Source organism: Paenibacillus sp. GCM10012306, assembly GCF_042649265.1.
Classification (GTDB): domain Bacteria; phylum Bacillota; class Bacilli; order Paenibacillales; family Paenibacillaceae; genus Paenibacillus_AQ.
In genome coordinates, this window is the sequence record NZ_JBHRYW010000003.1 from 390,297 (window position 1) to 404,768 (window position 14,472).

At 49.4% G+C, this 14,472-nt stretch carries 10 protein-coding genes and 1 CRISPR repeat array; of the genes, 9 read left to right on the plus strand and 1 reads right to left on the minus strand.

Annotation, left to right across the window (positions count from 1 at the left end):
- The first annotated feature begins 354 nt into the window (after window positions 1-354).
- The 9 genes from ACFORK_RS09105 (at window position 355) to ACFORK_RS09145 (ending at window position 12,699) form a co-directional block, all read left to right on the plus strand.
- Window positions 355-810, plus strand: a complete 456-nt coding sequence (locus ACFORK_RS09105; protein WP_379197885.1) for a hypothetical protein — start codon at window positions 355-357, stop codon at window positions 808-810.
- Complete coding sequence (locus tag ACFORK_RS09110; protein ID WP_379197886.1) at window positions 807-2,309, plus strand: hypothetical protein; 1,503 nt, start codon at window positions 807-809, stop codon at window positions 2,307-2,309. The genes ACFORK_RS09105 and ACFORK_RS09110 overlap by 4 nt, the downstream gene beginning before the upstream one ends.
- A gap of 18 nt (window positions 2,310-2,327) precedes the next feature.
- Window positions 2,328-3,086 (plus strand): DUF6063 family protein, encoded by a 759-nt coding sequence (locus ACFORK_RS09115; RefSeq protein ID WP_379197888.1) that lies wholly within the window; start codon window positions 2,328-2,330, stop codon window positions 3,084-3,086.
- Window positions 3,073-7,569 carry a coiled-coil domain-containing protein gene (locus ACFORK_RS09120; RefSeq protein ID WP_379197890.1) on the plus strand — a complete coding sequence of 1,499 codons (4,497 nt, stop codon included), beginning with the start codon at window positions 3,073-3,075 and terminating at the stop codon, window positions 7,567-7,569. The genes ACFORK_RS09115 and ACFORK_RS09120 overlap by 14 nt, the downstream gene beginning before the upstream one ends.
- Window positions 7,570-7,742: 173 nt before the next feature.
- Window positions 7,743-8,681 (plus strand): cysteine synthase A, encoded by a 939-nt coding sequence (cysK, locus tag ACFORK_RS09125; protein WP_379197892.1) that lies wholly within the window; start codon window positions 7,743-7,745, stop codon window positions 8,679-8,681.
- Between the two features lie 242 nt (window positions 8,682-8,923).
- Window positions 8,924-10,339 (plus strand): TPM domain-containing protein, encoded by a 1,416-nt coding sequence (locus tag ACFORK_RS09130; RefSeq protein ID WP_379197894.1) that lies wholly within the window; start codon window positions 8,924-8,926, stop codon window positions 10,337-10,339.
- Window positions 10,340-10,367: 28 nt separating this feature from the next.
- Window positions 10,368-10,982: a DUF1349 domain-containing protein gene (locus ACFORK_RS09135; RefSeq protein ID WP_379197896.1), complete on the plus strand. Its 615-nt coding sequence runs from the start codon at window positions 10,368-10,370 to the stop codon at window positions 10,980-10,982.
- Between the two features lie 144 nt (window positions 10,983-11,126).
- The gene (locus ACFORK_RS09140; RefSeq protein ID WP_379197898.1) at window positions 11,127-12,245 is read left to right on the plus strand and encodes a phosphodiester glycosidase family protein; all 1,119 of its coding nucleotides are present in this window, start codon (window positions 11,127-11,129) and stop codon (window positions 12,243-12,245) included.
- 52 nt (window positions 12,246-12,297) lie between these two features.
- Window positions 12,298-12,699: a TetR-like C-terminal domain-containing protein gene (locus ACFORK_RS09145; RefSeq protein WP_379197900.1), complete on the plus strand. Its 402-nt coding sequence runs from the start codon at window positions 12,298-12,300 to the stop codon at window positions 12,697-12,699.
- Window positions 12,700-12,823: 124 nt separating this feature from the next.
- Here ACFORK_RS09145 and ACFORK_RS09150 read toward each other — a convergent pair whose 3' ends face one another.
- Window positions 12,824-13,150, minus strand: coding sequence for a DUF5713 family protein (locus ACFORK_RS09150; protein ID WP_379197902.1), 327 nt, complete (start codon window positions 13,148-13,150; stop codon window positions 12,824-12,826).
- Between the two features lie 258 nt (window positions 13,151-13,408).
- Window positions 13,409-14,110: a CRISPR direct-repeat array (repeat unit 32 nt; unit sequence GTCGCTCTCCGTGCGAGAGCGTGGATTGAAAT).
- Window positions 14,111-14,472: the final 362 nt, after the last annotated feature.

Consider the following 14,472-nt stretch of genomic DNA (forward strand, 5'->3'; position numbering starts at 1 on the left):
AGACCTGTTTTGGAAGAATTAAGGTACAATATTGCCTTTAATTCCTACTAACTCGTAACTGCAGACGAATTAGGGTACAAAAATGCCGTTAATTTCACTTCGGGAATCAGTAATGTAAACTCTCTTTTTCCTGGCTTTGTTTGTTATTTTAATGTGTTCTATAGAGCAGTAATACTCAATTATGCTATAATAGAAACATACATTCCCGTATGCTAAGAGGTATGCTGCAATCTCCAACCCATATTGCTCCCCTTCGAGGGGCGGATATGGGTTTATGTTATTTTTTTGGAGGCTGATGGAACTGATGGATTTGCTAGAGGAGAGATTTGGTAGGAATCGCACCCAAAACATAGAGTGACTTTAAAATGGTTTGAAGAAGAAATCATTAGGATTGTTTATACGTACCGATTCGATTACGAACGTAACAATGGGTTCAGTGTACTAGCGACGGCTATTGAAGAGCTGGTGTCCGAAGGATTTTTAACACCCATCAAATCAAGTCAGAAAACCTATAAATCACCTTTTATACATACTGCTTATTGGTTAAACGAAAACGCTCCTGCATCAGGTAGCTGGAGTACGTCTGCTATGCTGAGAATGCAAGAGTTACTCGATCTTCATTTCTACGACAAACATCCTGAAACTCAGACAGAAGAGAACTGGGCAAGGATAGAGCGGGTGTATTCTTTTCTTCGTATACTAACAGACAGAGAACTTGTTACAAGAGAGGAACGATTGCTAGCAAAAAATCTGAGAGTGCCTCAGGAAATCTTAAACTACGAAGTGATGGCGAGGTTGGCTGAACGATGAACTGGTCTGATTTTGGTGAGCGGAATAAACGGCTGAATCCCTTGTGGAATCTGGGTGCTGGTATGAACCTTGGGGAGATTCATCCTTATAAAGAGATGCTGGCGCTAAGCGTTCTGCTGCAAGTCTATTATCTGGAACTAGAATCTAATGAGAGACGGTCCAAAGAGGATATTATTTCGCTGGCTTGGACTGCGCTGGAACGGTTTAATATAGCCCTGTTAGGTACAACGGAATCTGTGGAACGTCTGGTAGACGGTTTGCTGTGGAGCGGGAACGGCGGGGATTTTGAATCCTGGTATTACGACGATGCGACGCGGCAGATGACACTGCAGAAATATAAATATTTTACGGTGGATGAGGATGCAACGCGGAGTAGCTGGGAGGAGAACGGGAAGACGATCTACCGGCTCTCGGAGTACGCGATGGAGCTGATCTTCATGAGCCACGAGATTATCGATGAATTCCAGATCAGCATCAAGCTGCTGGAAATTCAGATGCATATCAAGCATGGCCGGGTGACCCGGGCGCTGCAGGATGTCAATGAGCTGATCTCTCGTGTACGCAAAATGACGCAGCAGCAACAGGAATACCGGAACGCCCTGCGCCGTAATCCGAAGCATATTTTCAGCGAATACGGGGTATCGCGCCACCAGCGGCTGGAAGAGATTCATCAGCAGTTCGATGAGGAGCGCAGGCACTTTGACAACATCCACCGCTCTTTGGCCCGGCTCGCCAATGATGAGAAGGATGTCATCGATTTTAATGAGATTCGTCTTTTGTCGGAGCGGGTGGAGCTGTCCAGGCGGGTGCATGATGAGCTGGCCGAGATGGTTCTCAATATTTTCGAGGTGGAGACGAATCTGCGGCTGAATTTCCCGGAACTGTTCTGGGGCGCGACGGGCTTCAATTTCCGTACACATGTATGGGAGGAATGGGTCAAGGAAGAGGGATTACCTGCCGGGGACAGTCTGGAGCTGATGATCGCCGGTCTGTTTGCGCCGAATCAGGATTTTGCTTATCCTCTGCCATGGGCTTGGGAGGAACAGGACGTTGGTTTTATGCCTGAACTATTGATGGATGAACTGGAAGAGGAAGAGCAGGACTTGTCTCCACCGTATGTTGCCAAAGGCATTCCTTGGGCAGAAGTGACCGAACTGTGGATGCCAGTATTTCATACCTTGGCAGAGCAGGGGACGTTTACATTCTCGGCGGAGGCATTTACAGCAGAAGAGCAACGCAGATGGGCTACTACTCCCGATGCGGTCGATCTATGGATTCAATTCTTTCACACCGACATTACAGTGCAAGAGCAGGAGGATAACAGCGGCAGTGGGAATGACGAATGTCAGCAGTTGATCGCGCGTTTGTTAACGGGCAATCCTCATCTAGAGGTGCTGCGTGGTAAAAAGCTGCGGACGTCGATCGCTGTGGAAGGGTCGCAGCGTGTGTTCTGGCCTGGTCTCGATATCAGTCCATATGAGATTACGATTGTAGAATAGAAAGGTGAGAAGCACATCATGAGTTATTCACTGGAACAAGTGCAGCAGGCGTCACGGCTGTTTTTTGAGCTGCTCCGTAAAAAGGTACTGCCCCTCGATGATCCCGCCGCCGCGGAATGCTTGCAGGATACCGCCTCATATGACGCACTCCAATATGTAGCGAGAGAAGCGGGCTGCCGGGTGATGAACTCCGGGCATCGACTTCACCTGCTGGTGAATCCGCTGGGTTCGGTATTTGCTACAAACTTTACGCAACTTAAGAATAAATACTCGCGCATCGAGCGCAAAACCCATTTACATACGATTAATATCATCATCCTAGTCTTCCTGGCAGAAATGGATCAGGACGAGACGAACTTCAAGCCGGGACAGGACAGCATGTCATATATTCAGATTGCCGATCAGGTATCCTCGTTATTTCAAGCCTGGATTCAGATGGATGAGGACGGCCGGTTCAGCCGCCAGTGGCAGCTTGATATCCAGGCCATGCACAAGGTATGGTCCAGTCTGTATATGCAGACCAAGAGCCAGGAGGAGAGCGATCTCTTGTCGAGAGGTGCCAATTCGCGGATCGGCCTTATTCATGAAGGGATGAAGCTGCTAGAAGAGGAGAAGCTGGTCTTTATCTCCGAACAGGAGAAACGGATTTTCCCGCGTGAAGAGCTTTATGAGAGAATGCGCTACCTGTACCATGATGTCGATCGTTATCAGGAATTAAGAGGCTTGATCGGCCGGACTTTGGCGGAAAAGGAAGGTGAAGTCCATGCCACGGATTGAACGCATTCGGATAACCGGACTTAAATATGAGAAAATGCTCAAGAAGTATGACGATATGGTGCTGGATCTGTGCAACGAGGAGGGACCCGCCAATACGCTGATCACGCTGATGAACGGGGGCGGGAAAGGGGTGCTGCTGCAATCCATTTTCCAACTCCTGATCCCGAAGACACCATGGGGAAAAGATAGCGAGAACCAGGTCGAGGCTTTTTTTCATAATCATAAAAAACAGCTCAAGCCCTACACCTTCCACGTGGCGATAGAATGGCGGCTCGATAACAGCGAACGCAACGAATATATCACGACTGGTATCGCTATGACGGCGCATAACTCGCTGGACCAGCAGGATATCAAGGTCGATTATCTGCTATATGCGTTGCTGGAATACGGTGAGGGTGCTGAGCTGAATCTCTCCACCTTACCGCTCTATGATGAGACCACTCGCGAACCGGCAGACTTTGAGACCATTCAGCAATTGGTTCGTGAACGTCGCAATGAGATCCTGCCATTTGGAAGTCACAGCTCGGATATGAAGAGATATTATGATTTCCTGGCGGTTAGGGATATACATATCGCCGAATGGCGCAATATGCGTAGAATTAACGGGGAAGAAGGCGGAATCAAGGGTTATTTCAAAAAGCATGATGCCTTCACGAACCACAACGTGTTCGAGAAGCTGATCATCCCCGAGATCGGTGCCAGCCTGAACGAAGGGTTGAAGGAAGACGATAACTCTCTGCAGCGGATGTTCATTGATGCGGCAACGGTAGCGCAGCGCCTACCTATGCTGGAGCAGCGGGAACAGGCGTATACTGAGTTTCTAGGCATGGCCGGTCCACTGTATGACTTGGTTGAACAGGGAACTGCTGCAGATGAAGCTGTACAGGAGACGGAGCTGCTGGGTCGGCAGATGTTCACCGTGATTCACGAGGAACTGAACAGTACGGAGGCGGAGCGCCGCCGGATCGCAGACGAACTGGCAGGGCATCATCAAGAGGCGGACCAGCTTCGTTTCGAAGGGGATAATCTCAAGTATCTTCGCAGCAAGGACGAGCTAGAGACCAAGCAAGCGGAGTTCAACACGCTGAGCGATCACCAGAATCGTGCACGCACCCGGCTTACTGACTCCAAAGAAATGGAGAAGAAGCTGGAGATCGCCTACTCCCTTGCCAAGCGTAAGCTCCAGATATCGCAAATAGAGCAGTGGCAGAAGGAAATTCAGGCCATTGAAGGCTCCATGGAAATGAAAGAACGCCAAGAAGTAATTCAGGAGACGAAGGAGAATCTGCGACAGCAGTGGGATGTTGTTGCCCGTTTATGGCAGCAGACGCTTAGTGGTTTTGCAGCTTCTCTACATTCACTTACCGGGGAAGAAGAAACGCTGCGGAAGGAGCGGGATGAATCCCTGCGGGAATTGGCTACTCTTGATGTTATGATCAATGACCTGACGTCAACCATCCGTAAGTATAGCGAGGATATGGGTACCTTTGCCGCCAAGTATGGATCGGAAGCTGCTCATGCGCCCGGCCCTGCGCTTCAGCGATCGCTTGCCACCGTACAGGAACTGGAAGAGACGAACGCATTGTTGAAAGAGCAGGTCAGAGCAGCCGAAGAACAACGTTTGACGCTGCACACAACACATACGCGGCTTTCCGAGCAATTTGCTGCCAATGAACGGGACACCGGTGAGCTAAGTGTACTACTGGATACGCAGAATCAGCGGGAATCACAGCTGTGGTCACAGCTTGTCGTGCTGTTGGAACTGTATGAAGAGCATAGCCAGCTTGGAACTACAGCGCTATATGAAGTGAAAGAAGCCATAACCGCAAGGTTCCTGCACCGCATCGAGGAGACAGGGCAGCAGAACAAGCGCCTGCGCCGGGATTACTATCACCAACTACTGGATGTGGAGCTTCAGAATCAATCGTATTGGGTGCCCAATGGGGATATTCTGACCGTTAAAGATATGCTGGATAATTTAAAAATCCAGTCAGTAGCGGGCAGCTGCTACTTAAATGATCTTCCTTATCTGGCCCGGGAAGAGGAGCTAGAGCGGTATCCGCTCCTGCCTTATGCTCTGATCCTCACCAAGCGCGAAGCGGAGAAGATCCAGCCGGATATGCTGAAGGAAGTACTGCTGAAGTCTCCTGTACCACTATTTATCCGTGAGGATATGGCAGCTATGGATTCTCCAGCCTTAATGCTTCTGGCGAGCGAAGGGCCGCAAATGGTATTACAGCCGGAACGGTTTATGAACTGGAAGAATGGAATCACCGCTAAGCTCAAAGAACGAGAGCAGGAGCTGCAGGATGGTGAAGCGTATCTATCCAAGCTGAGATCTGCTCGTCAGGAGTATGAACGACTCTTCCAACTCGATAATACGTTGGTCCTGCGCACCAAGCTGGATGCCTTGACGCTATTGGATCAAGAGCTGCGTCAGAAAATTGGGCAGCTGAATGCTGAGCTACAGGATCACGAAGATCTAATACTCCGGCTAAGTCGAGAGATTGCGGAAGGCTCTACAGCTATCCTCGAACAGCAGCAGCGCCAGCTCGCCCTGCAGAGCTGGATCGAGCGGACCCGGGCGCAGGAGGAGGCGCGTCAGGAGAAGCAGAAAGTGGTAGATCGGAAGGGGGTGCTAGTCAGAGAGCTTGCAGCCCGAGATCAGCAGCTTCTCCAGCTTGCCGGACAAAGAGAGAACATGGCCGGACAGCGTGAAAAATGGATGGGCGATACGCGATATTCGCTATTCCCAAGGCTTCAGCACTGGTTCCCGGAGCTTGTATTCCCGGTTGATCAGCCCGCGCCTCAATTGACAGAGAACACAGCCCCAACTGCTGAGACTGTAGACCCTGCGGAACAGAATACGCTGTTGGAACTGCTCAGCACCGTGGAAGCTCTTCAGCAATCGCTCTCTCGCAGCGAGCTGGATATCCGTACTCGAGGGGCGCAGATCACCGCTGCCCGGGAGAATCTGAACGAGCTGGAAGCTACGCTCGGCGGGATCGATATCGGCTGGCGCAGCGCGCCTGAGCCGGTCGACAGTGCTGATTCCCTCATGGCGGCTAGAGTACGCCAGAAAGCCGATACGGCGATGCTGGAGGAGGATTACCAGCAGATCCATGATGACTATATCCGCTGCCAGACGGTGACGGATAGTCTGCTGAAAGAGCTGAGCAAAGCGGAGAAGGCCATCAAGATGAAGCATGAGCGGCCGATTGAAATCTGGACGGAGGGGCTGGATTATAAAGAGCAAGAGATCAGCCAGCGCATCCAGGACAACGAGCGCCTGTTTGGTCAATGCAAACGAAATCTGGAGCGCACGGACCGTTTGATCCAGACCTTATCGAATCAGCGCCAAATCATGAACGCCCATATCGAAGAGCGTGTGAACCTGCGCGACATTCCCGAAGAGGTGAAGCAGCGCGTTCAGGAGAGCTGTGAGACGTTCGTATCACAATGGCTGCTCCAGATCAAGCAGCGCAGAGACAAACGGGCAGAGATATCGAAGAGAGTCAAAGAGGAGAAGAACGCACTGAGCAGCAGACTCTCCAAGAGCGGGTGGAATGCTGAACTGGAGACTAAAATTCAGGATCGGCTGAACACCGTGCACTGGGACGATTTTCATATTGCTCGCCAGGTTCTGGATTCTATGCTGCGCAGCTCCCGTGATCAGATCGAGAGTATCCAGAGCGACAAGGAAGGGATGGAGCTGTCCCGCAAGCTGTGGGTCGGTCGGGCGGCCAAGCGTGTCATTCAGATTGTGGATATCATGAAGCGGATGGAGCGGCGGATGATCATTCATAATGAGAACCAGCATGCTTTTCCACTGGTTAAGCTGAGCTATAAGAATATCAATGTGCCGCGTGCCACCGACGATGTAGAACCGCTGGTCACGGACTATTTCAATCATTGTATCCAGGATCTGTTGAAGAAATATCCTAGAATGGAGCAGGTACCGGCTGCCGCAATCAAAGAAATCATTAACGACGGCCGGATCGTCTATGCCGCCTTCCAGAATCGCTTCCCTGTTCTCCAGGTGTATAAGCCGGTTACAGAGAATTACTTCCTGTATGCTGCTCCTGAGGAATACCATTATTCCGATTGGGAAGTCATCAACAGGGGGGCCTTGGATGAAGCGGTCGGCAGCGGTGGTCAGCGACAGTCCGTTCAGCTACTGGTAGCGATGATGATTATGACACACAAACGGGTGAACCGTGAGAACAAGGGCTGGACCGTCTTTTTATATGATAATCCATTTGGCGAGATGGTCTCGAACAACGTGCTGGACCCGGTGTTTGAAATCTCCAAGGCTCTTCGGTTCCAGTGGCTGATTGTTACCCCGCCGGAGCTGGTCAAGAATGATGTAAGTATTAGATTCGGTGTATACTGGCAGCTCTACTTTGGCGGTATCAAAGGGGATATGCTAGAATCAACGCTGGTTAAAGGAGGACGGAAGCTGGTCCCTTCAGCGCTGTTCTGATCTTTTGTACAAGCAGAATTATGAAACGAGGGTCCTTTACCTTCACTGAAGGCAGGGACCTTCGTTTAGTTTGTGAATTTGCAGCTCTATTGTTCACGGTTGAAAAAAATTAAATATCTGCTACTATTAATACATAGTAAACATATGGGAAAAATGATAATAGGAGTGAGAAGATGGGAAACATTTATCAAAGCTTAACAGAGCTAATCGGGAATACCCCGCTGCTTGAGATTTCCAGATACAGCGCCATTCAGAATCTGGAGGCCAGAATATTGGCCAAGCTTGAATATTTTAATCCTGCGGGCAGCGTGAAGGATCGAACCGGATATGCCTTGATCAAGGATGCCGAGGAAAAAGGCTATATCAACAAGGATTCTGTGATCATCGAGCCTACGAGCGGAAATACGGGGATCGGGCTGGCTTTTGCCGCCTCCAGTCTGGGGTACAGGCTGATTATTGTGCTTCCTGAGACGTTCAGTGTTGAACGCCGCAAGCTGATGCTGGCCCTTGGCGCCGAGATCGTGCTGACTTCAGGTGCGGAGGGCATGAGCGGCGCTGTCAAAAGAGCAGAGCAGCTAGCCGCGAGTACGCCCGGCGCGTTCATTCCACAGCAGTTTAGCAATCCGGCGAATCGGCAGATTCATCGGTCGACAACGGCCGAAGAAATCTGGCGGGATACCGATGGGCAGGTGGATGTTTTTATTGCCGGGGTCGGTACCGGCGGAACGGTCTCCGGTGTGGGTCAGCTATTGAAGGAGCGAAATCCAGACGTTCATATCGTTGCTCTTGAGCCGTATGATTCTCCGGTTCTTTCCGGCGGCGTTCCCGGTGCGCATCCGATCCAAGGGATCGGAGCCAACTTCATCCCGGACAACTATCGTCCAGAGTTTGTGGATGAGATTCTCCAGGTAAAAAGCGAGGACGCCTTTGCCACGGCAAAGGCGCTGGCCAAAACAGAAGGGTTGCTGGTCGGCATCTCCTCCGGCGCGGCGGTATACGCGGCGGCAGAGCTTTCCAAACGTCCGGAGTTTAAGGGTAAGACGATCGTGACGATTTTACCGGATACCGGGGAACGTTATCTATCTACGCCACTATTCAACTACGGAGAGTAATTTTATTCGAGATATCATTCATGGATAATTAGGGAACGGCAGACATCCTACGAGAGCAGGAGGCCTGCCGTTTCTTTCGTGATGCCACTATAGCCAAGAAGTGAAGTGCAGCCAAAATGAAGGATACCTGGAAACCTTTGTAGAATACAGTTACTTAACGTAAGCTCTGTAATTCAGGCGAAACTATTCCCGGAGCTCACCGTATCCGATAAAGAGAAGAGGAACATACAGGAGGTGCACTTATGAAGCATAAACCACTAAAAATCGCTTGGATTGCCATTATACTTACGATGCTGTTTCCCGTAATGAGCTTCGCTAAGGGTACATTGCCGGAGCATACCGGAGCTTTTTACGTGAATGATTTTGCGGGCGTATTGAATGACAAGACCGAGAATTATCTGGTGAATTACGGAATTAAGTTACATAGGAAAAATGAGGCGCAGGTCGTGGTGGTGACTGTTGATTCTACCGGAGGAATGCCGATCAAGGAGTATGCTACATCCTTGTTCAATAAGTGGGGCATCGGCTCCAAGGAGAAGAACAACGGGGTACTGCTGCTCCTTTCCATTAAGGATGACGATTACTGGGCGGTGCAGGGCAAGGGGCTTGTGAACACGCTACCGGATAGCAAGATTTCAGAGATCCTGTCCCAGCAGTTAGAGCCTGATTTTGCAGCCAAGAACTATAGCAATGGTGTCTATAAAACATATGGATCGTTCATTCAAGCGCTAGGTGGTACTTGGATAGAAACTGTAGGCAACAAGACATATGTTTCGGATAATGCCGGGGTGTTCAAGCAAGTCACGAAGGATTACCTTAATCAGTCCAGCAACAGGTATAAAGACACCACCGGGAGCGGGATTTATGTTGTCACAGTCAAGAATACAGGCGGAAAAACCTTGCAGGATTACACCTATATGAAGTTTGCCTCTGTAGGTGCGGGACCGAAGGATACGATGCTCGTGCTGGACATTGGGGGAGATGACTACCATGTGTTGCAGGGCAAGGATGTGGATCAGGTTCTGACCAATGAAGTAATCAAAGACATTCTGAATAGCGTCCTGGAGCCTTCCTTTGCCAAAAAAGATTATGCCGGTGGAGCCACAGCGACAGCGAATGCTTTCTATAATTTCTTCCTGTCGCGAGCGGACGTCTCACCAAGCGCGGCAACTGGTAATAAAGCATCCGCTCCAGCAACTGCTACACAAACTAAAGGGGTCAGCGAGAAATCCGATAATTCGGGAGTGTCTTCTGGCATGTTCAAGGTCTTTTTGGGAATCATAGGCCTCTTCATCTTTTCTTCCTGGCGGCGGAGCCGGAATCTAGCGAAGTATGGTGTACGACACAATCCCTACACCCGGCGCAATAGACATCGTTATAGCCGCTGGGACAGGGATGACTATCGTCATCATCGTTCCTCCTCTTCAAGTGGCAGCTCTTCCAGCGGACGCCGTTCCTCCGGGGGCAGTAACTGGGGCGGTGGCGGTTCATCCAGTGGTGGTGGCGCTGGGCGTCATTCCTCTGGAAGTAGTTCTTCGGGAAATAGCGGCGGCGGCGGTTCCAGCAGCGGCGGAGGATCGGGTAGACAATCTGGCGGAGGAGGTTCTTCCGGTGGTGGCGGCAGTGCAAGCAGCGGTGGCGGCGTAGGACGGCATTAGGGCAAATTCTTAGAGAGGTGGATGTATGATGAGTGTAAACAACATTCCATGGAGCAGCGGAACCTGGACGGTAGCACCGAAATCGGCAAATACAGAAGGACACACGCTCAATGTTGAGGCAGTGGAGGGCAGCGATTATTGGGAGAAAACACTCTATGAATTTCAGCATGACAACGGCCATGCACTTCTGGCTCCCTGGGAGGACGATCAGGGCGTCGAAGTGACCTTCCGGCTAGACAGCTTCACCGAGTTGTACGATCAGGCTGGGCTAATGCTCTGGCATAGCCCTACGCAGTGGATTAAAGCAGGCATCGAGCTCAATGACGGGGTTCCTCACATTGGAGCTGTCGTTACCGACGACTACTCCGACTGGTCTTTGTCTCCGGTAGCAGAATGGGCAGGGGAGACCGTCACCATTCGTGCTTCCCGGTCCAATGATGCGGTGATCATCCGCGCTCGTACCGAGCACCATACGTGGCGAACAATACGCGTCGCTCGCTTCCCTTATTTGACAGGCAAACAGGCTGGACCCTTCCTGTGCGCACCTACACGTGCAGGGTTTCAAGTGGTCTTTACAGCATGGCGGCATACGGAGCCTGATGAGGCGCTTCACACCGATCCACCAACATTTTCCGATAAATAATGACTTACAGGTTGTTAGGAGAAGTCGAAGGGGCGCTAAAAATTGAAGAAATTGATACCTTTACTCTCGCATTTTCGTCTATGATTAAAAGATACGTTAAGTATTCTTTTTATTCATGGCAAGAATCAGGGAGGAAAGAAAAGAGTGAACTCACCATCATTACCGGAGCGCTCGACCAACCGCAACAAGAAAACGGTCAAGAAGCGCAAGAAAAAGAGCTTTTTTCGTAGACTGTTGAGAGTACTGCTATTTTTGTTAATTTTGCTCCTTGCCGGAGGAGGCTGGCTGTATTTTGCACCGTCGGCCCAAAATCTGCGCTATACGATTGCGGATACGCTGATCACAACCCAACATCGGCAGTGGGCCAAATATATCATTGGTGAGGAAGAGCTGAAGGAACGTGTAGCCGAGTACACCAAACGCTTCGATAATATGGGGGATGAGAAGGATACCCATACCATTCATACACCTCCACCGGAAGTAAAAGAGAAGCAGCTGGTGGAGATCGAACCTGTCTCCGGTACCGGCTACTCTGGATATGTCATGATCGTTAACGATCCGACAAAGATCCGGCTCGGAATTCCGAACAAAGTCGGCTCCGGGGAAAAGGTCACCAGTATGGTGAAACGACTTGGGGCGATCGCCGGAGTAAATGGCGGAGGATTCGCCGATCCGAACTGGAGCGGGAATGGTTTTAAGCCGATAGGGATCGTCATTTCTCAAGGAAAGCTCTATTACAATGGGCTAGGTGGAAAGAAATCGACGCAAATCGTAGGACTGGATAAGCAGGGCAAGATGATCGCGGGGAACTACACGCTGGATGAACTCAGTAAAATGGGGGTTCAAGAGGCCGTATCGTTCCAGCCACGTATCATTGTCAACGGCAAGGGACTGGTCAAGAACGCAGCCGATGGCTGGGGGATTGCACCACGGACAGCGATGGGTCAACGTGAGGACGGTGCGATCATTTTCGTGGTGATTGACGGCAGACAGCCAAGCTACAGCATTGGCGCGAACCTTTACGATGTACAGCAAATCATGCTCGAGCACGGCGCCGTAATCGCAGCGAATCTGGACGGCGGCTCCTCGACGGTTCTCGTCAAGGACAACGAGATTATCAACAAACCTTCTTCGCAGTATGGTGAACGTTATCTGCCTACCGCGTTTCTGGTTTTTGATCATCCGGATCAGGTGGATATCCCGAATATCTGGAAAGGCCTGGACCCTTCCAAAATCGATGCCGCGAAGAAGCGGACAAAATAGTAAAGTTTGAAATTTGTGCTACCTGTATAGGGTGAGATAAAAGATCGGAGGAATGCCTCCGGTCTTTTATTTTTGTGCGCCATCCTGGGGTTATGTAACAAACAAATCTGACGATTTTGTTAGTCAACAGGAGAAGAACACAGAGACACGGCGGCGTAGTGAAGTGCTGGAGAGCACTATTTTACAGGCCGCTTGGGTGGAACTTAACGCGGTTGGCTACGTTCCGCAGCTTATGAATTCAATAAAGGAGAACAAGCTGACCCTAATCATGAAGGCCATTCTGAATAACGCGGAGAAGTGGGGAGAGGTCGCCCTGGCTAAAATCAATGAGAGGGTGATTGCATTACCCATAGATCTGCTGAGATACGAATTGCTTACGACTCATGAGCCGTTATCTGAACAATGGATTACTGAGATTATTGACGATATTTTCACACCACTTGTGCGTGCTTAACATTGTACTTTTAAGATATTCAGGTGCGTATGGGATCGTTTTTATGGTGAAAAATTACGCCATAAAAAAAGACACGATACTAGGTACCAGTGTCTTGTAAAATATATTATTCAGATTGGGGTTCCTACCAATCTCTTTCTTGTAATGCCGTTTCAATATCGATATCCACTTCAAAAAAGTTCAAAATCTCTTCCACAGTGATCGCGATAGAATCTCTTGCAACCGTCTCTAATTCGCTGTCGTTTTGGTAGAACTCATCTTGTATATCATTAATCGCCAGAGTCATTTTATCTAGTTGTGCCTGTACTTCATCATTGTTATAAGATCCGCTTTCTAGAAACAACACAACTTTAACGATCTGTTCTTTTATTTTGTCGACGAGAAATGTGGGGTAATAGCTATCTGAGTACATATCTTTCAGGTATTGAAAATTTGAATCGAGTGTTTTCATATAAGTCTCCTTTCGATCCCGCTAAGTTTTAAAATTCGCTTTCAGGTTTGAGAATAGTTTCTCTTAAATGTGATTCTACCATTTTTTTAGTGCGAACCCCAAGCTCACATGAAATCCCTGGGAGATTCGCACCAGATTTATTACATTTATTGTATAAAAACTTGAGTCTGAAGCTGTTGACGCTTTAAGTTTTTCGTAATAAAGTTATTTTATGGAAGCTCATTAAGCGATTATACTCTTTTTAAGTCTGGAATCGCTGTCGCTCTCCGTGCGAGAGCGTGGATTGAAATACTGCTTCGCTGGCAAATTATAAGCTTTGTTCACGGGTCGCTCTCCGTGCGAGAGCGTGGATTGAAATGGCCAGTGATGTTGAAGTCGAAGACCTTGTACAAGTCGCTCTCCGTGCGAGAGCGTGGATTGAAATTATAAATCCCTTGCCAGCCAGTTCGGCCTTTACCGTCGCTCTCCGTGCGAGAGCGTGGATTGAAATTGTTCAACGCGCGGCGGACTTGCTGGCCGGAGCCGCGTCGCTCTCCGTGCGAGAGCGTGGATTGAAATAGCATGGGAATGTAGCAATGATGATCATGATCCTGACGTCGCTCTCCGTGCGAGAGCGTGGATTGAAATATACTCCGACTGTGAATAGTCAGGATTGAAGTTGTCGCTCTCCGTGCGAGAGCGTGGATTGAAATTGAATACGCCAGCCGCTTTAGTGGCCTTAAGCGCCGTCGCTCTCCGTGCGAGAGCGTGGATTGAAATTCACTAAAGTTACAGTACCTACTACAGCGAATATGTCGCTCTCCGTGCGAGAGCGTGGATTGAAATACCAATACACTTGAGTTGTTTGAATAGGAGGAACGGTCGCTCTCCGCGCGAGAGCGTGGATTGAAATATGAATGTTATAAAGGCCAACTGCCGGTGAATATCAGTCGCTCTCCGTGTTAGAGCGTGGATTGAAATAGCCCTCTTATAGCAGTTAGCTCAAAAAGCAGGGGTGTGAATCAAGTTATTCCGACTGTGAATACTCATATGTTTAAACAGACAATGAAGAATTGATTCATCTGGTGCGAACCCCAAGCTCACATGAAAACCCCGGGGGATTCGCACTAGAATTATTACAAATAATGTAATAAATCTAAACGTTGTAGTTATTGACGCTTTGTACTTAGCGTATTAAAGTAATTATACCGATCACTTTAACGAGATTATGACATTTTTACGTGTTGAATCGCTGTCACTCCCTACACGGGAGTGTGGATTGAAATTACTTTGGCAAGCTCAAGAACCGTAACGCTAAGGGAGTCACTCCCTACACGGGAGTG